Raw genomic sequence first — 23,048 nt, 5'->3', positions numbered from 1 at the left:
ACGCGGTCCGCACCCGCGTGGCCGACCCGCGGACGCCGGACCACGGCGCCGCGGCCGGACATTCCCCAGTCGGACGAAAGGAAGCCTGATCCACGGTGGTCACCGACTCTTCGAACGGCGGCGGGAAGCACCGCCGACGCCCCCAGCCGCAAGCACCGGTCCCGAGCGCGGTCCGTCCCGAGAGCGGCCCCGCGCCCACCTTCGAGGAGGGTGACGTGCCGGGTCCCGGCACCGCCCCCGGGCACGGGTCCGGAGGGGACTCCGGCGGCGGCTCCGACCAGGGCGGGGGCGCCGGGTCGGGCGGCGGCATGATGCGCTCCAGCGCCATCATGGCCGTGGGCACCATGGCCTCCCGGATCACCGGCTTCGCCCGCACCATCGTGCTCGGCGCCGCCATCGGCACCCACCTGCTCGGTGACGCCTACCACACGGCGCACACGATCCCCTTCATCCTCAACGACCTGCTCATCGGCGGGCTGATGGCCAGCGTCATCATCCCGTTCCTGGTCAAGCGGCGTAAACGCGACGCGGACGGCGGCAAGGCCACCGAGGACCGGCTGTTCACCACCACGCTCCTGGCGCTGCTGCTGCTCACCGCGGTCGCGATCGCCGCCGCCGAGTTCCTCATCTGGCTCTACGGCTCCCGGTTCACGCCGGTCCAGTTCGACGCCTCGGTCTACCTCGCGAGATACCTGCTGGCGCAGATCTTCTTCGTGGGCATGAGCGGCCTGCTGAGCGCCATGCTCAACACCCGCAACCGGTTCGGCGCGGCCGTGTGGGCCCCGGTGCTGAACAACCTCGTCATCATGAGCGTGGCGGCCGTGTTCCTGTGGGTGGCCGGTCCGGGCCGCACCCCCGAGACCGTCACCGACGGCCAGCTGACCCTGCTGGGCGCGGGCACCGCGGGCGGTATGGCCCTCCAGGCGGTCGTGCTGTTCGCGGCCCTGTCCCGCACCGGCTACCGCTGGCGGCCCCGCCTGGACCTGCGCGGCTCCGGGCTCGGCGACGCGGTGCGCACCGCCGGGTGGATGATGCTCTACACCATGCTCACCCAGGCCGGGCTGTGGATCACCACCAACATCGCCAACGCCGCGAACGTGGCGAGCATCAGGGAGGGCCTGGACGTCGGCGCGGGCATCAGCGCCTACAACCTGGCGTACCAGCTCTTCCAGCTGCCGTACGCGATCATCGCGGTCTCCCTCATCACCGTGCTGCTGCCCCGGATGAGCGCCCACGCCGACGACCACGACTGGGACGCCGTCCGCGCGGACTTCTCCCGCACTCTGCGCGTCTCCGCGTTCGTGCTGGTGCCGACCGCCTTCGCGGTGGCGATGTTCGCCGAGCCGCTGTCCGTCCTGGCCTTCGCGCGCGGCTCCATCTCGGTGGACGACGCGGAGAGCATCGGCCAGATCCTCGCGGTCATGTCGCTGGGCCTGGTGCCCTTCACCGTGTTCCAGCTCATGCTGCGCGTGTTCTTCGCCATGGGCGACACCCGCACCCCCGCGATGCTCGGCCTCGCGAACCTGGCCGTGCACAGCGCCCTGGCGCTGACGTCCTACCTGGTGCTTCCGCCGAACCTGGTGGTCGTGGGCGTGGCGGCGGGCTTCATGCTCTCGTTCCTGTCCGGGCTGACCATCGCCGGAATCGTGCTGAGCCGGCGCATCGGGGGGCTTGACGGCAAGCACGTCATTGGCACATTGTTGCGCCTGCACCTGGCCGTCGTCCCGAGCATCGCGGCCGGCCTCGGTGTGCTCTGGGCCTTCGACACCTACGTCGGCCCCGGCCTGGCCACCTACATCGGCGCCCCGGCCGCCGGATGCGTCGTGGGCGCGCTGCTCTTCCTGGGATGCGCGCGGCTGCTGCGCGTCCCGGAGCTGACCGGTGCCGTGGAACTGATCCGCGCCCGGCTGCGTCGTTGATGCCGTGACCCCCTCCCCCCGGCTCTGACCCGCCGAGGCCCCCGAAGCCGCCCGAACGAGAGTGAAGGACAGCACGACGGTGTCCAGCGAGCTGCCCCAGCGGACGTCCCCCGGGGACGCCGAGCCGCCCGACGGGAACAGAGTCCGTCGGCGGCCCGCCATGGTGATGCCGGAGGACGTGCTCGACACCTACGAGCGCGAGGAGCCGGGCACCGAGCCCGAGACCGGACTGCACACGCTCCGGGACCCGAGCGACATCGGTGACGTGGGCACCGCCGACCGCCTGGAGGACGGCGACGAGATCGGCGGTACCTCCCACACGGCGCCGGGCAACCTCGCCCGGTCGAGCGCGATCATGGCGCTGGGCACCATCGTCTCCCGTGTCACGGGGTTCGTGCGCACCATCGTCCTGGCGGCGGCGATCGGCACCCAGCTGCTGGGCGACGCCTACCAGACGGCGGGCATGGTCCCGTACATGGTCTACGACCTGCTCATCGGCGGGCTGCTGGCCAGTGTGTTCGTGCCGTTCCTGGTCAAGCGCCGCAAGCTGGACGCCGACGGGGGCGACGGCGTCGAGCAGCGCCTGGTCACCCTGATGCTGCTGGTGCTGTTCGCCCTCACGCTGGTGTCGGTGCTGGTCGCGGAGTGGTTCATCCGCATCTACGCGGGCGGGTTCTCCGGCGCCCAGTACGAGGTCTCGGTCGTCCTGGCCCGGTACCTGGTCACGCAGATCTTCTTCATCGGCGCCAGCGGGCTGGCCAGCGCGATGCTCAACGCGCGCAACAGGTTCGGCGCGCCCATGTGGGCGCCGGTGCTGAACAACGTGGTCATCATCGGCGTCTGCGTGTGGTTCCTGAACCTGGCCGGTCCGGGGCGCACCCCCGAGACGGTCACCGACGGCCAGCTGATGCTGCTGGGGCTGGGCACGGCCCTGGGGCAGGTGGTCCAGGCCGCCGTCCTGGTGTGGGCGCTGGCCGCGGCGGGCTTCCGCTGGCGTCCGCGCCTGGACCTGCGGGGTTCGGGCCTGGGCGAGGCGGCCGGAGCCGCCTCGTGGATGATGCTCTACATCGTCGTCGCGCAGGTGGGGGCGCTGGTCTCCACCAACGTGGCCACCCGCGCGGGTGCCCTGGCCGCCGACGCGGGCATCGACTCCGGCGCGGGCATCGCGGCGTACAAGTTCGCGTCGATGCTCTTCCAGCTCCCGTACGCGGTCATCGCGGTCTCGGTGATCACCGCGCTGCTGCCCAGGATGAGCGAGCACGTGGCCGCGGGTCGCAAGGACCAGGTGCGCAGCGACTTCTCGCGCGGCTTCCGGCTGTCCTCGGTGCTGATCGCGCCGCTCTCGGTCGCGATGATCGTCTTCGCGATCCCGTTCTGCGTGCTGATCTACGCGCAGGGCAGCACGAGCCCCGAGGACGCGGCCGCCATCGGGCGCATCCTCATGGTCTTCTGCGTGATGCTGATCCCGTTCACGCTCTTCCAGCTCCAGATGCGCGTGTTCTACGCTCTGGGCGACACCCGGACCCCGGCCCTGGTGTCGATCCCCTCCGAGATCGCCCACGCGACCACGGCGATCGGCCTGCTGTTCCTGGTGGAACCGCAGCACGTCGTGGTGTGGCTTCCCGTACCGTACGGCCTGTACTACATCGTGGGCTCCGTCATCATGTGGTACATGCTGCACCGGCGGCTCAACGGCCTGGACGGTCGCCGGACCGCCGCCACGCTGCTCCGGCTGCACCTGGCCGCCGTCCCGTCCGCGGTCTTCGGTGTGGCGATGATCTACCTCTTCCGGGACCTGCCGGGCGAGGTCTGGCCGGGCCTGGCGGCGATGGCGGCGGGAGGCGCCGTCGGAGCCGTGTTGTTCGTGGTGACCGCAAAGCTTCTCAAAGTGACAGAAGTCACATCCTTCCTCGATTTGCTCAAAACCCGGTTGCGACGCCGCTGATCACCAGGAATAGCTGAGATTGAGCGGACCCGCTCCGTTAAGCACCGGAAGGTGGCCGAGTATCCGTTGTCCTCCAAAGATGCTGTTCACGCGTCCTAGCATGGACAGGCATCGCTTTACCGCTACCGCATTGTTCAACCGAACTGCCCGAAGGGAGGCTGGGGACAGCAGGCAGGGCCGACGGACCCCTCGCGCGCACCCCGTAACGCTCCGGTCCGCACACGGCCAGGGAGCACGGACGCACGCGAAACCACGGCACTGGCACCCGTCACTCCCATCATGAGCACCTTCCTCATCGAACCCGGTGCGAAGCTGGCCAACCGCTACCGTCTGGACCAGGTGGTGAGCGAGACCGGCGGCGCCACACGCTGGAAGGCCACCGACGAGACGCTCGCGCGTCCCGTGGCCGTGTGGACCTTCGCCGAGGGCTTCCCTCGCACGTCCGAGGTCGTGCGCGCCGCCCGGGCCACGAGCCGCATCCCCGACGCCCGCGTCACGCAGGTCTTCGACGCCGACGACTCCTCCCCCGTCCCCTACGTGGTCGAGGAGTGGGTCATCGGCTCCTCCCTGGCCGACCTCCTCGCGCAGGGCCCCATGGAGCCCGAGCGCGCCGCCGGACTGGTCGCCGAGGCCGCCGAGGCGATCGCCGCCGCGCACGCCGGAGGCCTGCACCACCTGTGCCTGACACCGAGCAAGCTCATGTGGAGCAGCGGCGGCGCGGTCAAGGTGACAGGCATCGGTGTGGACGCCGCCCTGCTGGGCGCCGGCAACCCCGACCCCGCGGCCACCGACGCCCAGGGGCTGGGCAACCTGCTCTACGCGGCGCTCACCGGGCACTGGCCCGGCGGCCCGCAGAGCGGCCTGCCCGCCGCGCCCGAGGGCCCCGCGGGCCCCTACCCTCCCCACCACATCCGACAGGGCGTCACCGAGCCCCTGGGCACCATCACCACGCGCGCCGCCCTGCCGCAGCTCGCGGGGCAGCTGGTGCCCGGACCGCCCATCGCCTCGCCGGCCGACTTCTGCGCGGCCATGGCCGAGGTGCCCCGGCTCATCCCCCTGCCCGTCACCCAGGCCGAGTCGGCTCCGCCCGTGCCCGGGACCTCCCGGCGCACCGGCGAGTTCGACAGCACCGGCCCGCGCCGAAGCCCGCGGGGCAACCGCGGCGGGGCCGCGGGCGCACGGGACGACCAGGAGGCCCGCCACGGTTCCGTCGGACGGACGGGCTCCGCCTCGCGGGGCGGCGCCTCGGCCCGGGGCGGCTCCGAGGTTCGTGAACGGCAGGGCCCCTCCCGGATGGAGCAGCGAACCGCGCGCGCGCAGCCCTCGCTCCGCAAGATCCTGGTCGGCGTGGCGGCCCTGGTGCTGTTCGCCGGTGTGGTCGTCGGCGCCTGGACGGTCGGGACGATGTTCAGCGCGGGCGGAGACGAGGAGGCCCCGCCCGAGGACGGCGGCGGCCAGGCCTCGGACGGCGGCGGGGATGTGGAGCTGAGCCCGCTGGAGATCCAGGGGTCACGCGGCCTCAACCCGCACGGCAACACCGACGAGCACTCGGACAAGGCGGGCCGCGCCCACGACGGGGACACCGCCACGGAGTGGAACACCCAGGGCTACAGGGATCCGCTCAGCGCCATCAAGCCCGGCGTCGGACTCCAGCTCGACCTCGGCGCAGTCCACGAGGTCCACGAGGTGGACCTCAACCTCGGCGGCAGCGGCTACGAGTTCCAGATCCTGGCCGGCGAGAGCGACTCGGACAGCGAGACCGGTTACGAGGTCGTCGGATCGGGCACGGGCGGCTCCCAGGTCGTCGCCCTCGACGAACCGGTCGAGGCCCGCTACGTCGTGGTCTGGTTCACCGAGCTGGCCGGGTCCGGCGAGTGGAGGGGCACGGTCTACGAGGCCGAGGTACGGGGCGTCGAGTAGCGGGGTACGTGATCGGGTACTGATGGACGCGCTCCAGGAGCTTCCTGACCGGGAGCTGTTGACGAGGCACGCTCAGGGCGACGACCAGGCCTTCGCGGTCCTGGTGCGTCGGCACCGCGAGCGCCTTTGGGCTGTCGCCGTGCGCATGATGGGCGACCGCGAGGAGGCCTCCGACGCGCTCCAGGACGCGTTCCTGTCCGCGTTCCGCGCAGCCGACCGCTTCCGCGGCGAGGCGCAGGTGAGCACGTGGCTGCACCGGATCGTGGTGAACGCCTGCCACGACCGGCTGCGGCGCCGCAAGGTGCGCCCGGCCACTCCGACCGAGGACGAGACCCTGGACGTGATGTCCAACGAGAGGCTCGGCCGCTCGGGAGGGGGGCCGGACCACGCCTCGCAGACCGAGACGCGCCTGGACGTCAACGCCGCGCTGGACCTGCTCCCGCTGGACCAGCGCATGGCGCTGACCCTCGTGGACATGCTCGGCTACCGGGTGGAGGAGGCCGCGCAGATCCTCGACGTGGCGTCGGGGACCGTCAAGAGCAGGTGTGCGCGAGGTCGCGCCAGACTTCTCCCGTCGCTGGCCCATCTGAGGAACCCTCGACAAGCCGGAGACGTCACAACTGGGAGAGGAGGTGCCAACCCATCGTGACGTCCCATCCAGACGTGGAGGCACTCGCCTTCTTCGCCGAGGAGCTCCTGGAGCCCGACGAGGAACGCACCGTCGCAGCCCACATAGACACCTGCGCGACCTGCGCGACGACCCTGGGAGAACTCGCCGGGGTGTCCGAGGCGCTGGCCGCCGCACCGGCTCCCGCCCTGCCCCGGGACGTGGCCGACCTCCTCGACCAGCGCCTCGCGGAGGCGGTGCGCGAGCGCGCCGCGGTGTTCCCCGTCGCCGCGGAGGGCGCCGCCCCGCCGCCGACCGGCGGCGCCACGGTGACCCCCCTCCCGCGTCGGCCCCGGACCGGGCGGAGCCTGAGCAGGGCCCGGCTGATGATGCTGGCCGCCGCCGCGGCGGTCGTCGTGGGGGGCGGCGGCGCGGCCCTGTTCAACGGCGTGCTCACCCCGGGCGGCCAGGACGGCGAGACCGGCGTCGCGGCCCCGCTGGCCGAGAACAGCCAGGAGAACGCCCCGGACACGGCGCAGTCCTACACACCGCAGGTGGTGCGGAGCGGGACCGTCTACACCGAGGCGGCCCTGACCGAGCAGGCCGCCCGGACACTCGACCTGTCCCCCGTGGGCGGGAGCGGTGCCGAGGGAGAAGGCGAACCGGGCGGGGGCGCGCAGGCCGGCACCCTGGCCGTCGAGGCGGCTCCCCCCGGGCTCCAGGAGTGCGTGGTTCTTCTCAGCGAGGAGCTCGGCGGGCACTTCACCCTGGTCGACGACGCCCACTACGGCGGCGGGGACTCCCCCGCGTGGGTGCTGTTCTCACCCCGGGGCGAGCGGTTCGAGGTGTACGTGGTCGATCCGGCCTGCGCTCAGGGCGGCGACCCCGGCCGCAACGTCCTCGCCCAGGAGACCGTCCAGGCCCCCTGACCCACCGGTCCGGGTCCGCCCGCCGCCGAGCCGTCGTGTCCCCGTGTCCCTTTGGCGCCGTGTCGACATGTCGCCGGGGCGGGCACGGGCCCGGTCCGCCGCCCTCGGGCGTCCGGTCACCGGCCGGGGCGGACCAGGCCCGTCTCGTAGGCGACCACCACCAGGCCGACCCGGTCGCGGACCGCGAGCTTGGCCAGGAGGCGTCCCACGTGGGTGCGCGCGGTGGCCGGACTCAGGTGGAGCGCGGCGCCGATCTCCTGGTTCGACATACCGCGTCCGACCAGGGCGAGCACGTCGCGCTCCCGGTCGGTGAGCACGTCGAGCCGGGAGGCGCTCCCCGGGGCGACCGCGGTGTCGGCGAGGCGCTCGATCACCCTGCGGGTGACCCCCGGCGAGAGCAGCGCGTCCCCCGCCGCCACGGTGCGGACCGCGTCCCGCAGCTGCCGCGGACCGGCGTCCTTGAGCAGGAAGCCGGAGGCGCCCAGCCGCAGCGCGGTGAACACGTTGTCGTCCTCCCCGAACGTGGTGAGCACGACCACCCGCGCCCCGCGGAACGTCGACGTGTCGACATGTGTGTTCGTGGACCCCCCGGACGCGGGGCCGCCGCCGCGGCGCTCCAGCTCGCGGAGCACCGCCAGACCGTCCATCGCGGGCATCTGGAGGTCGAGCAGGACCACGTCGGGGCGGTGGCGGTCGATGTCCGCGAGCGCCTCGCGGCCGTTCTCGGACTCGGCCACGACCCCGATCCCCTCGTCGCGCTCCAGCAGCGCGCGGACCCCCGCGCGGACGAGGGGTTGGTCGTCCACGAGCAGGACCCGGATCACCGCTCGTCCCCGAGCGGCAGCAGCGCGCGCACCCCGAACCCCCCGCGGGGCAGGGGCGCGGCCTCCACCGATCCGCCGACCAGGCGCACCCGTTCGCGCATCCCCGCCAGCCCGCTGCCCCCGGGGGACGCGGCCGGTACGGCCGTCCCCTCGTCGGTCACCGTCACGTCGAGCATCCCGTTCCTCCTGGAGAAGGCCACCCGCGCCCGTGGGGCGCGCGCGTGGCGCAGCGTGTTAGTCAGCGCCTCCTGGACGATCCGGTAGGCGGTGGCGTCCACCATCCCGGGCAGCTCGCCGGGAGCGGGCGTCCCGGCCACCTCCACGTCCACCCCGGCCGCGCGCACGGCGGCCACGAGTTCGTCCAGGTGCGCGAGGGAGGAGACCCGGTCTCCGCCGGGGTCGGCCTCGCGCAGCGCCCGCACGGTGGCGCGCAGCTCGCTCAGGCCCGCCCGCGAGGCCCGCGCCACGTGGTCCAGCTCGGCGCGCGCGACGGGCACGTCCGCCGGGTCGTCGTCCAGGGCCTCCGCGGCCACCGCCGCGTGCAGGGACACCACGGAGAGGTGGTGTCCCACGGCGTCGTGCAGGTCGCGGGCGATACGGGTGCGTTCGAGCGCCAGTCGCTCGGCCGCCTCGGACTCGCGCGCCTGCCTGTCGAGGACCTCGATCCGCACGCGCTGCTGCTCGGCCCGGCGCCGCTGCCACTGCACGTGGCCCAGGGCCGTGGCCGCGCCCATGACGGCCACCGTGGCGGGCAGCTCGTACCCCAGGAGGTAGGCGGGGTCCTGCCCCTCCCTCAACCGGGTGAACGTGGAGACCAGGACCAGCGCGGCTGCCGTGCCCGCCGACCACGGGGTGCGGCCCGCCTCCGCGGCCGAGTACAGCGCGGCGGCCACCGGGACGGCCAGGCCGATGACGGGGAGCTGGAGCACGTAGTTGGCGACGACCAGGACCGAGGTGGCCGCCAGGACCGCGATCGGCCAGCGGCGCCGGACCAGCATGAGCGCGCCGAGGACCGCGGCCAGCCCGTACCCGAGCGGCAGGTTCCCCGTGTCGCCGACGTCGGAGGCGACCGCGATCGCCACCACGGCGAAGACGGCGAACCCGAAGAGCGCGTCGACCACGACGCCCCGGCGGTCAGTGGGCATGCGGCGATTCTACGGACCCGGACCCCTGGCGGCGCGGGACCGGCCGTCCCTGCCGCGTCCGTCGCCGACCGCCCTCGACGCCGCCCTCCGGGTGGCCGCCGCCCTGGCCCTGAACGCCCTGTGGGGGCTCGCGGCGGGCGCGATCACCCCGGGGGGGTGCGGTTCGCCCTGCGCGGTCGCCAGCGGCCCCCCTGCGGCCTCCCGGGCCTCCCTCGGGCTAGCGCGGCCTCCCGGGATCGTCCGGCGCCTCCCCGCCGGTCCCCCGGCCGGGGCCCCAGCCGCCGCGCGGCGGCCGTCCGGTCGCTGACGGGCTCCCCCGGGGAGTGTCCGGGAAGGCGCACTGGACCGCCTCCGGCGCATACCCCACCCCCGTAACCTGGGGCGATGTCCCGAAGGGAATGCCCTGCGCCTACCATCGGTTGTGCTAACCATCTTCCCCTGAGGTCACACGGCGTGGCCAGGGCAGCGACTGTGTGAAGGGCCAACGAGCGTGAGTGACGTCCGCAATGTCATCATCATCGGTTCCGGACCGGCGGGGTACACCGCCGCCGTGTACGCCGCCCGTGCCGAGCTGCGACCCCTGGTGTTCGAGGGTTCCATCACCGCCGGCGGCGCGCTGATGAACACCACCGAGGTCGAGAACTTCCCCGGTTTCCCCGACGGCGTCATGGGCCCCGACCTCATGGACCACATGCGCAAGCAGGCGGAGCGGTTCGGCGCCGAGCTGGTGCCGGAGGACGTCACCGAGGTCGATCTGAGCAAGCCGGTCAAGGAGGTCGTCGCGGGCGGTGAGACCTTCCTCGCCCACACGGTCATCCTCGCCACCGGCTCCGGCTACCGCGAGCTGGGCGTCCCGGGCGAGAAGGAGCTTTCCGGGCGCGGCACCTCCTGGTGCGCCACCTGCGACGGCTTCTTCTTCCGCGACCAGGACATCGCGGTGGTCGGCGGCGGCGACACCGCCATGGAGGAGGCCCTGTTCCTCACCCGGTTCGCGAGGTCGGTGACCGTCATCCACCGCCGCGACCAGCTGCGCGCCAGCCGCATCATGGCCGAGCGCGCGCACGCCAACGAGAAGATCACCTTCCTCTGGAACTCGGCGGTCACCGAGGTCCTGGGCGAGGAGCGCGTCTCCGGCCTCAAGGTGCTCGACACCCAGACCGGCGAGACCAGCACCCTGGACGTCACCGGCCTGTTCGTCGCGATCGGCCACGACCCGCGTGTGGAGCTGTTCGACAAGCAGATCGAGCTCGACGAGGAGGGCTACGTCAAGGTGGACTTCCCGTCCACGCGGACCAACCTGGAGGGCGTCTTCGCCGCGGGCGACGTCGTCGACCACCAGTACCGGCAGGCGATCACCGCCGCGGGAACCGGCTGCTCCGCCGCCCTGGACGCCGAGCGATACCTCGCCGCGCGCGGCAACTAGAGGACGGCGGCGCCCGAGGCCCGGACCCGGGCCCGCCGACTCCCCCTAGCCCCCTGCCCCGGATACGCCGAACAAGGAGAACCATGTCAGCTGTCAAGCAGGTCACCGACGCCACCTTCAAGGAGGAGGTCCTCTCCAGCGACAAGCCCGTCCTGGTGGACTTCTGGGCCGACTGGTGCGGCCCGTGCAAGCAGATGGCCCCGGTGCTGGACAAACTGGCCGAGGAGCACGGCGACAAGATCGAGGTCGTCAAGATCAACACCGACCAGAACCCGGAGACGCCGCGCTCCTACAACGTGCTGTCCCTGCCGACGATGAACCTCTACAAGGACGGCGAGGTCGTCAAGCAGATCATCGGCGCCAAGCCCAAGCGCCTCCTGGAGAAGGAGCTCGCGGAGTTCCTGTAACCCGGAACCCGCCGCGCCCGCGACTCCTCCGCGAGCCCGTACGGCGAAGGCCCCCGAGATCCCTGCGGTCTCGGGGGCCTTCGCCGTACCGGTGCCTTCGTCGGCGGTGTTTCACGTGAAACCTCGCCGACGAAGGAGCTGGGTCCTGTGTTGTGAACCGGTCTCAGCTTGTGGGGGTCGGTTCGGGCGCCGACGGGGTTCCGGAGGGACCGGAGGCGGGTCCGCTCGTTGCCCACGGACCCGTCGCAGGCACCGAGGGTTCCCGTTCTCCGGGCACCCGGACACGGACCCAAGCGGAGCGGAGGTCCGAGGAACGGCGCCTAGCCCATCTGGCTGATGATGCGCTCCAGGTCCTCGTGCGTCGCGAACTCCACGACGATCCTGCCCTTGCGCTTGCCCATGTTGACCTTCACCGTGGTGTCCAGCCGGTCGGAGAGGCGGGAGGCCCACTCCTCGACCTGGGGAGGGTTGGCGGTCCGCGTGGGGGCGCGGCGGACCCTCTCCTCCTCGGGCTCCTCCCTCAGGGCCACCATCTCCTCCAGCGAGCGGACCGAGATGCCCTCCTCCACCACACGGGCGGCGAGGCGGTCCTGGAGGTCGGGGTCCTCGACCTTCAACAGCGTCCGCGCGTGCCCGGCGCTGAGCACACCCGCGGCCACGCGCGTCTGCACCTTGGGCGGAAGGGTGAGCAGCCGCAGGGTGTTGGTGATGTGCGAACGGGAACGGCCGATCCGCTGGGCCAGCTCCCCGTGGGTGGCGCCGAAGTCGTCCAGCAGCTGCTTGTAGGCGGCCGCCTCCTCCAGGGGGGTGAGCTCCTGCCGGTGCAGGTTCTCCAGGAGCGCGTCGCGCAGCAACTCGTCGTCGTCGGTGCTGCGCACGATGGCGGGGACGCGGGTGAGACCCGCCTCCTTGCTGGCCCGCATCCGGCGCTCGCCCATGATGAGCTCGTACCGGGGGCCGCCATCACCCTCCAGCTTGCGCACGACGATGGGCTGGAGCAGGCCGACCTCGCTGATCGAGTCCCGCAGCTCCTCCAGGGCCTGATCGTCGAAGTACTTCCGCGGCTGCCGGGGGTTGGGGATGATCGAGCTGAGCTCGACCTCCTCCAGGTACGTCCCGTCGGGCAGGGCTTCCACCCGTGGCTCGACGGGCTGGGTCTCCTCCTCGGAGACGGTGACGGGGGCGGGGGCGGGGGCCGCGGGCCCCTGTGGGATGAGAGCCCCCAGTCCCTTGCCCAGTCCGCGCCGCTGCTGGCTCACCGGCACCTCCACACTCCTCTTCCGCTTGTCAGACCTTGGCCCTGTGGGCGATCTCCCGGGCGGCTTCCAGGTAGGCCACCGCGCCGGTGGAAGCCGGGTCGTACGTCATCACCGACTGGCCGTAACTGGGCGCCTCGGACACCCGGACGCTCCGAGGGATCAGCGTCTCCAGGACGGTGTCCCCGAAGTGCGAGCGCACCTCGTCGGCCACCTGCTGGGAGAGCCTGGTCCGGCCGTCGTACATCGTCAGCAGGATGGTGCTGACCGCCAGCCCCGGGTTCAGGTGGGACTGGACGAGCTCCACGTTGCGCAGCAGCTGCCCCAGGCCCTCCAGGGCGTAGTACTCGCACTGGATCGGAATCATGACCTCGTCGCACGCCACCATCGCGTTGACCGTCAGCAGGCCGAGCGAGGGCGGGCAGTCGATGAGGATGTAGTCCAGGTCCGAGGTGTCGTAGGCGGCGAAGGCCCGCTTGAGCCGGGCCTCGCGCGCGACGAGCGAGACCAGTTCGATCTCGGCGCCCGCCAGGTCGATGGTCGCCGGGGCGCACCAGAGGTTGGGGATGTCCGGGACCGGCTGGGCGAGCTTGCGGATCTCCTCGTCCTCCACCAGGCAGTGGTAGATGGACCGGGTCTGGTTGTCGCGCTCCATGCTGAGGGCGGTGGACGCGTTGCCCTGCGGGTCGAGGTCGACCACGAGGACGCGCTGTCCGTGCATCGCCAGGGCGGCCGCGATGTTGACCGTCGTGGTGGTCTTGCCGACGCCGCCCTTCTGATTGGCCACACTGATCACCCGGCAGTCCTTGGGCCGGGGCCAGATGTCGTCGGGTCCGCGAACCGCCATGGCCTCATGGGCCGCACGGGCGAGCGGAGTGTCGGGAACCCCGGACGGTGTTTCACGTGAAACATCGAGCAGGTCTCCGTAGGAGGATGTTTCACGTGAAACACCGGGGTTGTCGGATGGGTTCACGAAGGAGTTCACCTCTTCCGTCCGCGCTTCTTCTTGCCGCCGCGCGCCTTCGGCGCTGGCGGACCACCGGTCACCGTGACGCGAACGACCGTGGTAGCGGGATCGACTTTACCCCGCCCCACCCTGATCACATCGCTAACGCTGGGCCGCAGTTTCGAAACGTCTTTCTCCGCGGCGGCCAGTTCGGCCTCCGCCTGCTCCCCCTTGAGCGCCAGCAGGCTGCCGCCCTCGCGCAGAAGGGGCAGGGACCACCCGGCGAGTCGGCTGAGGGGAGCGACCGCGCGGGCGGTGACGAAGTCGGTGTAGACCTCGCCGTGCGCCTCCTCGGCACGGCCGCGCCGCACCTCGACGTTGGGCAGCTCCAGGATTTCCACGGCCTCGTTGAGGAAGACCGTCCTGCGCAGCAGCGGCTCCAGCAGCACCATGCGGATGTCGGGGCGCAGCAGACCGAGCACCAGCCCGGGCAGCCCGGCGCCCGAGCCGACGTCCACCACCTCGGCGCCCTCGGGAAGCAGTTCCTCCACGACGGCGCAGTTGATGAGGTGCCGCTCCCACAGGCGGGGAACCTCGCGCGGACCGATCAGTCCCCGGCGCACCCCGTCGTCGGCGAGCAGTTCGGCGTAGCGCCGCGCCGTCGGCAGGGAGGTGCCGAAGACCGCCTCCGCCTCCGCCGGGGGATCGGGGAGCGCGGCACCGGGCTCCTCAGTGCCCGAGGTCATCGGTCACCACCTGTGAACTCGTCCATCATCACTTCCATGTCGGTTCGCCACGGCGTCCGCACACACGGCGGGGCCGGTGGGCGAGGGGGGACGCGCAGCGGCGCGGAGAAAAGGGGTCCACCCTGAATCCTACGCGCGGGAGGACACCGCGGTTTCACGTGAAACATCCACGGCCCCCGCTTCTGCCTTCCCCCCGTGCGGTCCCACCACACATGGCGAGAAGTCGACAGAGCCGCATGCCGACACGGCGGGGGCACGTACGGCAGGGACCGGGCACAAACGGAGGGGGTGGCGATGTTTCACGTGAAACATCGCCACCCCTCCGGGGTGTCCGCGCCTAGGAGGCGGGCTGCACCACCACGTAGCGGTTGGGCTCCTCGCCCTCCGACTCGCTGTGCAGACCGGCGGCGGCGACCGCGTCGTGCACGACCTTGCGCTCGAAGGGGGTCATCGGCTCCAGAGGCTGGGTCTGGCCGGTCTCCTTGGCCTTGTTGGCGGCGTCCGTCCCGACCTGGAAGAGCACCTTGCGGCGGTCCTCGCGGTACCCCCCGATGTCCAGCATCAGGCGGCTGCGCTCACCGGTGGCCCGGTGCACCGCAAGCCGGGTGAGCTCCTGGAGGGCCTCCAGGACCTCGCCCTTCTCCCCGATCAACTCGTCGAGGGTGGCGCCGACGACGGAGACCATCGCACGGTCGCCCTCGACGTCCATGTCGATGTCGCCGTCGAAGTCCGCGATGTCGAGGAGTCCCTCGATGTAGTCCGCGGCGATGTCGCCCTCGTTCTCCAGGGCCTCGACATCGATTCCGGCCTCAGGCGCCTCAGCCACCGCTACGCCACCGCTCTCTTCCTCGCTACTTGCCACAGCGATCCCGTCTCCTCATCCCTCACGCCCTGGCCGCCGTACGCCTCAGGGGCAGTGTCGCCTGCGCACTCGAACGCCTTCTCGGCCGGGAGCCGCAGAACCTAGCGCGGGCCGCCACCGGACCGCTTGGAACGCGACTGCTTCTTCGGCTGCTTGCGTTCGATCTTAGGCTGTTCCTCCGGCTCAGGAGCGGATTCCGCCGCCTTCTTTCGGCTGAGCATGCCCTTGGCGGAACCGTTGGCGGAGGCGGCGCTCCCGGCCTTGGCCTGCTCCTGGCCGGGCATCGGCTGCCTGCTGTAGAGGAAGTGCTGCTGCCCCATGGTCCAGACGTTGGAGGTGACCCAGTAGACCAGCACACCCACGGGCATCATGAGACCGAAGAGCCCGAACAGGGGCGCCATGTACATCATGATCTTCTGGGTCTGCATCATGGGGTTGTCGGGCATCTGGGAGACGCTGCGCTTCATGCTCTGGCGCATGGTGAGGAACGTCGTCGTACCCATGATCACGCAGGCGATCGCGATGATGACCTTGGCCATGATCGGGTCGGACGCGCCGAGCGCGAGGAGCTCCTCGGGGGAGCTGTTGAACTGGGCCGCGACGGGCGCCTCGAAGATGAGCGCCGCACGCGCGCTCTCCACCAGCTCCGGGGTGAAGTTGTACTGGGCGTTGCCCTCGGCGACGCTGCGCAGCACGCTGAAGAGCGCGAAGAAGACCGGCATCTGCAGGAGGAGCGGCAGACAACCCATGATCGGGTTGGTGCCGCTCTCCTGGTAGAGCTTCATGGACTCCCGCTGCAAGCGCTCCTTGTCGTGCTTGTAGCGCTCGCGGAGCTTCATGATCTTGGGCTGGATGTCCTGCATCTTGCGCTGCGTGTTCATCTGCTTGACGAACAGCGGCACCAGCAGGAGCCGCATGAGCACGGTGAGCAGGACGATCGACAGGCCCCAGGCCCAGCCGCTGTCCGTGTCGAGGCCGATGTAGGTCAGACCCGAGTGGATCTGGACCAAGATCCAGCCGACGATGTTGTAAAGCCAGTCCAGCACCGGCCAACTCCTATGTGATTCGCTTCAGCTACTGGTCCCCGGGAGGGGTTCCGGTGTGGCCGGCTCCGCCCGCAGACTCCTCGGACTCCCCGTTCCGGCGCCCCCTGGGCGGCGGAACCGGATCAAGCCCCCCCGGATTGAAGGGGTGGCAACGGGCGATACGCCGGGTTCCCAACCACAACCCGTACAGAGCTCCGTGCACGCGCAGCGCCTCGACGGCGTACGCGCTGCACGAGGGGTAGAAACGGCAGACCGGGGGGAAGAGCGGACTGATGAAGCGCTGGTAACCCCGGATGGGCAGGATCAACACACGCGCGAACACCGTCGGTCTGTGCTCGGTCATCGGCCCCACCGCTCTCCGCCCTCGTCCGGGCGTCGGTTCCCTGCTGTCTCGCGCACCGCGGGATCGGCCGCCGGGGGCCGAGGTCGGCCACGGCCGGACCGGCGGCGCGACGACGTCCCGCGGGGGCGCATCGCCGCGGCGATCGCGCTGTCGAGTTGGGCGGCCAGGTCCTCGTGCCGCGCGGTGGCGGCGGCGGGTCGGGCGCGCACTACAAGCAGGCTACCGTTTGGCAGAACAGCCAACCGAGACCGCATCAGGTGGCGCAGTCTGCGCTGCACGCGCTTGCGCACCACCGCTCCCCCGACAGCCTTGCTGACCACGAAGCCGACCCGCGGGGGGTCGGCGTCCGCGACGCCGGAGGGCGGGGGGAGGTAGACGGCGCCCAGGCAGTCCCTGGACGCGCGCCGTCCCGAACGCATGACGGAGCCGAACTCGGCGCTGTGGCGCATCCGGTTCCTCGGCGAGAGCATCGGCTTCCTTCGTGCTTCGGTACTTCTCCCACGACAAAGGGACCGGCCGGCGAGAAGGCCGGACGGTCCCGAAGGGCTTGGTGCTGGGCGTGGCCTAGTGGCTCACGGTCAGCGCCGCGCGCCCCTTACGACGGCGCGAGGCGATGATGGCGCGACCGGCGCGCGTACGCATGCGCAGCCGGAAGCCGTGGACCTTCGCGCGACGCCGGTTGTTCGGCTGGTACGTACGCTTGCTCACTACTGGCTCCAGGGGCGTGTCAGGATAAGTACTACGACAGACCCCCAGGATATGCGGGGCCTACGGGTGCATGAGCCGCGGCCGCGCCTCCGTGCGGACACGGGCGCAGGCAGATCATCGGCATAAGCATAAAGAAGATACGACCTGGTCCGGCCGGGGTCAAATCGGGCCTGTGGACGGCGGTTCCACGCGCCCGGCCGGGCAGTCCCCTCCTCCTCGCCATCCCGGCCCCCGGGCCCCGGCTCCGCCCTCCTTCGCGGGCGGCCGGCACGGGGCCCGCGCCCGCTTCCCTCCCCCCGTCCCGTGGACGACTCCTTGTCCACAGGCGTGTGAGACTTCCACACCCCCCGGCGTCTGTGGATAACCTCAGCCTGTGGATAACGTGCCCCTCGCGCCGGCCGACGCTCCGCCGACGTCGGGAGCAACCTTCTTACACACCTTCTGATCTGCACATTGTGGATAACTCTGCGCTGCGCGCGGAGATCTGCCATCCTGTGGACAAGCCTGTGGAAAACCTGTGGACAACGTCCTGAGGCTGTGGATACCGGACTTGTGCCCACGGAGGCGCAGCTCAGGTGGCAGTGAAGTTATCCACAGGCACATAACCACCCAAACAAGGCGATTTCGCGTCCTGGCCCGACCCGGCACCGCCGTGGGAGGAGGACAATGGGGAGTCGCTCCCTGCGGCCGCAGGTCCCCGCGAGCGCCACCCGACCGACGCGCCACGGGCTTCGCCCTGGCCACCACGTCCCCTTCCGCCCCCTACTCCGCACCGCACAGACCCGTACCGAAGGGACAAGCACCCATGGCAGGTCGTCTTGGCTGACGCGCAGGTCAACCTCGCAGTGGTCTGGTCCAGCGTCCTGGACGGGATCGACAACGACTCCCTCCCCGCGCACCAGCGCGCATGGCTGCCGCAGACCCGTCCGCTGGGTCTGATCGAGGACACCGCGCTCATCGCGGCGCCCAACGAGTTCACCAAGAAGGTGCTGGAGACACGCCTGTACCCGGCGATCAGCAAGGCGCTCTCCGCCCACCTGGGCCGGGAGATCCGGGTCGCGGTGACGGTCGACCCGACCGCGGTGCCGACCCCGCCGCCCACCCCGACACCGCCCGCCGCCCCGGGGCCGCAGGGACCGCGGAGCGTGGAGGGGCACACCGCGCCCGCCTTCTCCCCCGTCGTGCCGGGCACCGCCCCGGGCCCGGGGCGTCCGACGGCTCCCCAGGCGGCGCCCGCGGACGCCCAGCGGACCGCGCCGGCCTCCCGGGGACAGCACGCGCGCCCGTCCGCCGAGACCGCCGAGCCGCCCGCCCCGTGGCCCTCGGCCCCGGCTCCGGCCCCGGAGCAGGCCGACCTGCTGGGCCCCACGCCCCCGGCCGACCCCCCGCCCGTCGGCGAGGAGCCGCACACGGTCCGCGACGCGCCCGCGCCCTGGGTCCAGCAGACCTTCGCCTCGCCCCAGGAGACGCCCACCGCGCCCCCGCTGTGGGAGCAGCCCTCCGCACTGGAGCGGCAGCAGGAGCCCGCGGGGTGGCGGCAGCAGGCCTGGACGGACCCGGAGTGGGACCGGCCCAACCGCTGGGAGACCCCGCGGGCGGAGGTGCCCGCACCGGGGCCCGAGGCGGCGGAGGAGGCCGCGCCGCCCGCTCCGGAGGCCGCGGAGGCCCCCGTGGAGGACGAGGCCCCGAAGGCCCCCTCCTCTCCCCCCGGGCGCTCGCAGGAGGTCCCGCCGGGCGAGCACGCGCGGCTGAACCCCAAGTACACCTTCGACACCTTCGTCATCGGCTCCAGCAACCGCTTCGCGCACGCGGCGTCGGTGGCGGCCGCCGAGGCCCCGGCCAAGGCCTACAACCCGCTGTTCATCCACGGCGGCTCGGGGCTGGGCAAGACCCACCTGCTGCACGCCATCGGGCACTACACGCACCGCCTCTACGAGGGTTCGCGGGTGCGGTACGTCAGTTCGGAGGAGTTCACCAACGAGTTCATCAACTCGATCCGGGACGGCAAGGCGGACGGGTTCCGCCGCCGGTACCGCGACATCGACGTGCTCCTGGTGGACGACATCCAGTTCCTGGAGAACAAGGAGCAGACGCAGGAGGAGTTCTTCCACACCTTCAACACGCTGCACAACTCCGACAAGCAGATCGTCATCTCCAGCGACAGGCCGCCCAAGCAGCTGACCACGCTGGAGGACCGGATGCGCAGCCGGTTCGAGTGGGGCCTGCTCACCGACGTCCAACCGCCCGAGCTGGAGACCCGGATCGCCATCCTGCGCAAGAAGGCCGCGCAGGAGGGCCTGGCGGCCCCGCCCGAGGTGCTGGAGTTCATCGCGAGCAAGATCTCCACCAACATCCGGGAGCTGGAGGGCGCGCTGATCCGCGTGACCGCCTTCGCCAGCCTGAACCGGCAGTCGGTGGACCTGGACCTGACCAGCCAGGTGCTGCGCGACCTGGTGCCAAGCACCGAGGTCCCCGAGGTCACGGCGGGGGCGATCATGTCCCAGACGGCCGCCTACTTCGGCCTGACGGTCGAGGACCTCTGCGGGACCTCGCGCTCCCGGGTGCTGGTGACCGCCCGGCAGATCGCCATGTACCTGTGCAGGGAGCTGACCGAACTCTCCCTGCCCAAGATCGGGCAGCAGTTCGGCCGCGACCACACCACGGTCATGCACGCCGAGCGCAAGGTCCGCGGGCTGATGGCCGAGCGCCGGTCCATCTACAACCAGGTGCACGAGCTCACCAGCCGGATCAAGGACCAGCCCTCGCTGACCTGATCCGCGTACCGCGCACGAACGCCGCGGGGCGGCCTCCGGGACGGAGGCCGCCCCGCGGCGCTGGTACCGCGGCCCGCGGCGGCGTGTCGGCCCGTGGACAAGTCCACCTGTCGACACGTCCACAAGACGGCACACGTTATCCACAGGGCTCCACGACGCCTGCGGCCGAGTTATCCACAGGCTTGTGCGCACTAACGCCCGCCTCTGGAGGGGTTCGCCGCCTCTGCCGACGTCCGGGCCGGTTCGTGCCCGGCACGCCCTGTTCTCCCTGTTCTCCAGGCCTTCCGGGGACGCTGTTGCCCTTCCCACACCTGGTCGGAGGCCTTTGCGCCGGTGTTCGGCGCGCGGAACGGGGGACGCCCCTGTGGACAAACCTGTGCACAGACCCTTTGTCAGGGTTCGGGGGATCTGTGCAGGGGCTCGGAAAAAAATTTTGGCGTTCTCTCACCCGAGTTATCCACAGGAGAGGGGCCAAATCTGTGGACAACCCTGTGGACAACCTGTGGAAAAGCGCGTCGAGCCTGTGGGTAACCACCCCTGTTCCTGTGGACGCCGTGGTGGGTCACCCGGTGACCGAACCACCGATCCCTGTGGAGAACCTGGGGAAAACCTGTGGACGACGCTGTGGACGGAGTGTGGAAAACCTGGGGACGGCCTCGTTCGTCCACAGGCGGGCCAAGTTACGCACAGGGTTACCCACAGGCCCTGTGGACAGAAATTCGCAGGTTGACCTGCGGAAACAAGGGTTATCCACACTATCCACAGGCCCTACTACTACTGCGCACCTTCATTAACCAAGATGTGGCTTCACAACCGCTCCGCGGAAAATCTGTGGACAACTCTCCGAGACTGGCGCGACGACAGCCCGGTGCTGAGCTGTCAGCGGCAGCGGGTGAATCCGGGTAACGTGTGGTCTCGCCCCTGTCCTCCGCCGCCCGGATCCGAGCGGTGACCCCATACGGGATCCGAGGCAGCTCCCAGCGCCACCGGCGCGGCCTCCACAGCCCTGTGGACGGAGCCCTCGGCAGACCCACAGATCCACGAGCTGCAACGTTGAGGCTTCGACCGGCACGCCGGTCGTGCGGAAAGTGAGTCGGAAAGTGAAGTTCCGGGTCGAACGCGACGTACTGGCCGAGGCGGTCGCCTGGACCGCGCGCACACTCCCGACGCGCCCCTCTGTGCCGGTGCTCGTCGGCATCCTGCTGGAGGCCGGTGAGTTCGAGGGCCGCCAGCAGCTGCGCCTGTCCGGCTTCGACTACGAGGTCTCCACCCAGGCCGCGGTGGACGTCGAGGTCGAGGAGCCGGGCACGGTCCTGGTCACCGGCAAGCTGCTGGCCGAGATCACCCGCAACCTTCCCGCGCAGCCCGTGGAGGTCTCCACCGACGGCGCCAAGGTCGTCGTCACCGGCGGCAGCGCGAAGTTCACCCTGACCACCATGCCGGTGGAGGACTACCCCACGCTCCCGGAGATGCCCGGTGTGAGCGGGACCGTCGGCAGCGACGCCTTCGCCGCGGCGGTCAGCCAGGTGGCGGTGGCCGCCGGGCGCGACGACACCCTGCCGATGCTCACCGGCGTGCGCGTCGAGATCGAGGGCGAGACCATCACGCTCGCCTCCACCGACCGCTACCGCCTGGCCGTGCGCGAGCTCACCTGGAAGCCGGAGAACCCCGACCTGTCCGCGGTCGCGCTGGTCCCGGCCAAGACCCTCCACGACACCGCCAAGTCGCTCACCTCGGGCGCCGAGGTCTCGATCGCCCTCTCGGACGGCGGTTCCGGAGAGGGCATGATCGGCTTCGAGGGCGGCGGCCGCCGCACCACGACCCGCCTGCTCGACGGCGAGTTCCCCAAGTACCGGGCGCTGCTGCCGGACACCTTCAACTCGGTGGCCGAGGTCAGCCGCTCGGAGTTCGTCGAGGCGGTCAAGCGCGTCTCGCTGGTCGCCGAGCGCAACACCCCGCTGCGGCTGTCGTTCAGCCAGGGCCAGCTGGTCCTGGAGGCGGGCACCGGCGAGGAGGCGCAGGCGGTCGAGGTGCTGGAGGCCGACCTGGACGGCGACGACATCCAGATCGCCTTCAACTCCGGGTTCCTCCTGGACGGGCTCGGCGCCATCGGCACCGACGTCGCCCGCCTGCACTTCACCACCTCGACCAAGCCGTCGATCCTGACCGGCAAGCCCGCGGAGGAGGGTTCCTCCCCCGAGTACCGCTACCTGATCATGCCGGTGCGTCAGCCGGGCTGATCCGCGACCGGTCCGATTGACTGGCACCTGCCGGATCCGGTCCGCGACCCGGGCCGGCCGGCGTCCATCCACAGGCGGCGAAGGGGAGCAGAGCAACCATGCAGCTCGGAATGATCGGTCTCGGCAAGATGGGCGGCAACATGGCCGCCCGACTGCGGGATAAGGGCCACGAGGTCGTCGGGTACGACGTCGCCTCGCCGGAGCGCGACGTCGACACCCTTGCCGGACTGGTCGAACGGCTGGCCGCCCCCCGGGTGGTCTGGGTGATGGTCCCCGCGGGCGACCCCACGGCAGCGACCATCGCCGAACTGGGCGAGCTCCTGGACGAGGGCGACCTCGTCATCGAGGGGGGCAACTCCCACTACGCGGACGACCGCGTCCGCGCCAAGGCGCTGGAGGAGAAGGGCGTCGGCTACCTCGACGTCGGCGTCAGCGGCGGTGTCTGGGGCCGCCAGAACGGCTACGGCATCATGGTCGGCGGCCCGGCAGAGGACGTCGAGAAGGCCCGTCCGGTCTTCGCCGCCCTCGTGCCCGACGAGGGCGTGGGCTTCGTCCACGCCGGAGCGGTCGGCGCCGGGCACTTCGTCAAGATGGTCCACAACGGCATCGAGTACGGCATGATGCAGGCCTTCGGCGAGGGCTACGAGCTCATGGTCGCCTCCGGCCTCGTGGACGACGTGCCCGGCACGTTCGAGAGCTGGCGCGAGGGCACCGTGGTGCGCTCCTGGCTGCTGGACCTGCTCTCGCGCGCCCTGGAGGAGGACCCCGAGCTGTCGCGCCTGCGCGGCTACGCCGAGGACTCCGGCGAGGGCCGCTGGACCGTCCAGGCCGCCGTGGACCTCGCGGTCCCGGCCCCGGCGATCACCTCCTCCCTCTACGCGCGGTTCGCCTCCCGCCAGGACGACAGCCCGGCCATGAAGGTCGTGGCGGCCCTGCGCAACCAGTTCGGCGGCCACGCCGTGCACCGCGCCGAGACCTCCGACGACATCGACGTCTGAGGCTCCCTCC

At 71.3% G+C, this 23,048-nt stretch carries 20 protein-coding genes; 10 read left to right on the top strand and 10 right to left on the bottom strand.

Annotation, left to right across the window (positions count from 1 at the left end):
• Window positions 1–95: 95 nt before the first annotated feature.
• From murJ (KGD83_RS00875) to KGD83_RS00855, 5 genes are all read left to right on the top strand, one after another.
• Entirely contained in the window at window positions 96–1,919 is a 1,824-nt protein-coding gene (gene murJ, locus KGD83_RS00875; protein ID WP_212642071.1) for a murein biosynthesis integral membrane protein MurJ, read from the top strand.
• A 160-nt stretch (window positions 1,920–2,079) separates the two neighbouring features.
• Window positions 2,080–3,864, top strand: coding sequence for a murein biosynthesis integral membrane protein MurJ (gene murJ / locus KGD83_RS00870; protein ID WP_249352377.1), 1,785 nt, complete (start codon window positions 2,080–2,082; stop codon window positions 3,862–3,864).
• A 279-nt stretch (window positions 3,865–4,143) separates the two neighbouring features.
• Window positions 4,144–5,784 carry a protein kinase family protein gene (locus tag KGD83_RS00865; RefSeq protein ID WP_212642069.1) on the top strand — a complete coding sequence of 547 codons (1,641 nt, stop codon included), beginning with the start codon at window positions 4,144–4,146 and terminating at the stop codon, window positions 5,782–5,784.
• 22 nt (window positions 5,785–5,806) lie between these two features.
• On the top strand, window positions 5,807–6,433 hold the full coding sequence (gene sigM, locus KGD83_RS00860; protein ID WP_212642068.1) for an RNA polymerase sigma factor SigM: 627 nt from the start codon (window positions 5,807–5,809) through the stop codon (window positions 6,431–6,433).
• On the top strand, window positions 6,430–7,320 hold the full coding sequence (locus KGD83_RS00855; RefSeq protein WP_249352066.1) for an anti-sigma factor: 891 nt from the start codon (window positions 6,430–6,432) through the stop codon (window positions 7,318–7,320). Before sigM ends, KGD83_RS00855 begins: the two co-directional genes overlap by 4 nt.
• Window positions 7,321–7,436: 116 nt before the next feature.
• On the opposite strand, the gene KGD83_RS00850 is transcribed toward KGD83_RS00855, so the two are convergent.
• Window positions 7,437–8,144: a response regulator gene (locus tag KGD83_RS00850; protein ID WP_212642067.1), complete on the bottom strand. Its 708-nt coding sequence runs from the start codon at window positions 8,142–8,144 to the stop codon at window positions 7,437–7,439.
• Window positions 8,141–9,289, bottom strand: a complete 1,149-nt coding sequence (locus KGD83_RS00845; protein ID WP_212642066.1) for a sensor histidine kinase — start codon at window positions 9,287–9,289, stop codon at window positions 8,141–8,143. Before KGD83_RS00845 ends, KGD83_RS00850 begins: the two co-directional genes overlap by 4 nt.
• 490 nt (window positions 9,290–9,779) lie before the next feature.
• Here KGD83_RS00845 and trxB point away from each other — a divergent pair, with 490 nt between their 5' ends.
• On the top strand, window positions 9,780–10,712 hold the full coding sequence (trxB, locus tag KGD83_RS00840; RefSeq protein ID WP_212642065.1) for a thioredoxin-disulfide reductase: 933 nt from the start codon (window positions 9,780–9,782) through the stop codon (window positions 10,710–10,712).
• An 83-nt stretch (window positions 10,713–10,795) separates the two neighbouring features.
• Window positions 10,796–11,119 carry a thioredoxin gene (gene trxA / locus KGD83_RS00835; protein ID WP_212642064.1) on the top strand — a complete coding sequence of 108 codons (324 nt, stop codon included), beginning with the start codon at window positions 10,796–10,798 and terminating at the stop codon, window positions 11,117–11,119.
• Window positions 11,120–11,439: 320 nt separating this feature from the next.
• Here trxA and KGD83_RS00830 read toward each other — a convergent pair whose 3' ends face one another.
• The 8 genes from KGD83_RS00830 to rpmH all read right to left on the bottom strand — a co-directional run bounded on the left by KGD83_RS00830 (window position 11,440) and on the right by rpmH (window position 17,026).
• Window positions 11,440–12,378 carry a ParB/RepB/Spo0J family partition protein gene (locus tag KGD83_RS00830; RefSeq protein WP_212642063.1) on the bottom strand — a complete coding sequence of 313 codons (939 nt, stop codon included), beginning with the start codon at window positions 12,376–12,378 and terminating at the stop codon, window positions 11,440–11,442.
• 28 nt (window positions 12,379–12,406) lie between these two features.
• A complete protein-coding gene (locus KGD83_RS00825) occupies window positions 12,407–13,222 on the bottom strand; it encodes a ParA family protein (RefSeq protein ID WP_212642062.1) in 816 nt (271 codons plus the stop codon).
• 134 nt (window positions 13,223–13,356) lie between these two features.
• Window positions 13,357–14,067, bottom strand: coding sequence for a 16S rRNA (guanine(527)-N(7))-methyltransferase RsmG (gene rsmG / locus KGD83_RS00820; protein ID WP_212642061.1), 711 nt, complete (start codon window positions 14,065–14,067; stop codon window positions 13,357–13,359).
• A 337-nt stretch (window positions 14,068–14,404) separates the two neighbouring features.
• Window positions 14,405–14,893, bottom strand: coding sequence for a Jag family protein (locus KGD83_RS00815; RefSeq protein WP_212642060.1), 489 nt, complete (start codon window positions 14,891–14,893; stop codon window positions 14,405–14,407).
• Between the two features lie 137 nt (window positions 14,894–15,030).
• Entirely contained in the window at window positions 15,031–15,975 is a 945-nt protein-coding gene (yidC, locus tag KGD83_RS00810) for a membrane protein insertase YidC (RefSeq protein ID WP_212642059.1), read from the bottom strand.
• A gap of 28 nt (window positions 15,976–16,003) precedes the next feature.
• On the bottom strand, window positions 16,004–16,318 hold the full coding sequence (gene yidD, locus KGD83_RS00805) for a membrane protein insertion efficiency factor YidD (RefSeq protein WP_026114436.1): 315 nt from the start codon (window positions 16,316–16,318) through the stop codon (window positions 16,004–16,006).
• On the bottom strand, window positions 16,315–16,788 hold the full coding sequence (rnpA, locus tag KGD83_RS00800; protein ID WP_212642058.1) for a ribonuclease P protein component: 474 nt from the start codon (window positions 16,786–16,788) through the stop codon (window positions 16,315–16,317). Before rnpA ends, yidD begins: the two co-directional genes overlap by 4 nt.
• A gap of 94 nt (window positions 16,789–16,882) precedes the next feature.
• The gene (gene rpmH, locus KGD83_RS00795) at window positions 16,883–17,026 is read right to left on the bottom strand and encodes a 50S ribosomal protein L34 (RefSeq protein WP_013155858.1); all 144 of its coding nucleotides are present in this window, start codon (window positions 17,024–17,026) and stop codon (window positions 16,883–16,885) included.
• Between the two features lie 845 nt (window positions 17,027–17,871).
• Here rpmH and dnaA point away from each other — a divergent pair.
• The 3 genes from dnaA (at window position 17,872) to gnd (ending at window position 23,038) form a co-directional block, all read left to right on the top strand.
• Window positions 17,872–19,800, top strand: coding sequence for a chromosomal replication initiator protein DnaA (dnaA, locus tag KGD83_RS00790; RefSeq protein WP_249352376.1), 1,929 nt, complete (start codon window positions 17,872–17,874; stop codon window positions 19,798–19,800).
• 1,100 nt (window positions 19,801–20,900) lie between these two features.
• Complete coding sequence (dnaN, locus tag KGD83_RS00785) at window positions 20,901–22,040, top strand: DNA polymerase III subunit beta (RefSeq protein WP_212642056.1); 1,140 nt, start codon at window positions 20,901–20,903, stop codon at window positions 22,038–22,040.
• Between the two features lie 98 nt (window positions 22,041–22,138).
• Window positions 22,139–23,038, top strand: coding sequence for a phosphogluconate dehydrogenase (NAD(+)-dependent, decarboxylating) (gene gnd, locus KGD83_RS00780; RefSeq protein ID WP_212642055.1), 900 nt, complete (start codon window positions 22,139–22,141; stop codon window positions 23,036–23,038).
• Window positions 23,039–23,048: the final 10 nt, after the last annotated feature.

The sequence above is a fragment of the Nocardiopsis akebiae genome (assembly GCF_018316795.1).
Lineage (GTDB): Bacteria > Actinomycetota > Actinomycetes > Streptosporangiales > Streptosporangiaceae > Nocardiopsis > Nocardiopsis dassonvillei.
Note: the sequence above shows the minus strand (reverse complement) of the source record. Positions and strands in the feature narration are given on the sequence as shown.

Excerpts from the sequence above, each read along its gene's own strand:
- rsmG (WP_212642061.1), bottom strand. The coding sequence starts at position 14,067 with ATGACCTCGGGCACTGAGGAGCCCGGTGCCGCGCTCCCCGATCCCCCG.
- sigM (WP_212642068.1), top strand. The coding sequence starts at position 5,807 with ATGGACGCGCTCCAGGAGCTTCCTGACCGGGAGCTGTTGACGAGGCAC.
- murJ (WP_249352377.1), top strand. The coding sequence starts at position 2,080 with ATGGTGATGCCGGAGGACGTGCTCGACACCTACGAGCGCGAGGAGCCG.
- KGD83_RS00845 (WP_212642066.1), bottom strand. The coding sequence starts at position 9,289 with ATGCCCACTGACCGCCGGGGCGTCGTGGTCGACGCGCTCTTCGGGTTC.
- trxA (WP_212642064.1), top strand. The coding sequence starts at position 10,796 with ATGTCAGCTGTCAAGCAGGTCACCGACGCCACCTTCAAGGAGGAGGTC.
- KGD83_RS00825 (WP_212642062.1), bottom strand. The coding sequence starts at position 13,222 with ATGGCGGTTCGCGGACCCGACGACATCTGGCCCCGGCCCAAGGACTGC.
- KGD83_RS00865 (WP_212642069.1), top strand. The coding sequence starts at position 4,144 with ATGAGCACCTTCCTCATCGAACCCGGTGCGAAGCTGGCCAACCGCTAC.
- rnpA (WP_212642058.1), bottom strand. The coding sequence starts at position 16,788 with ATGCTCTCGCCGAGGAACCGGATGCGCCACAGCGCCGAGTTCGGCTCC.
- yidD (WP_026114436.1), bottom strand. The coding sequence starts at position 16,318 with ATGACCGAGCACAGACCGACGGTGTTCGCGCGTGTGTTGATCCTGCCC.
- gnd (WP_212642055.1), top strand. The coding sequence starts at position 22,139 with ATGCAGCTCGGAATGATCGGTCTCGGCAAGATGGGCGGCAACATGGCC.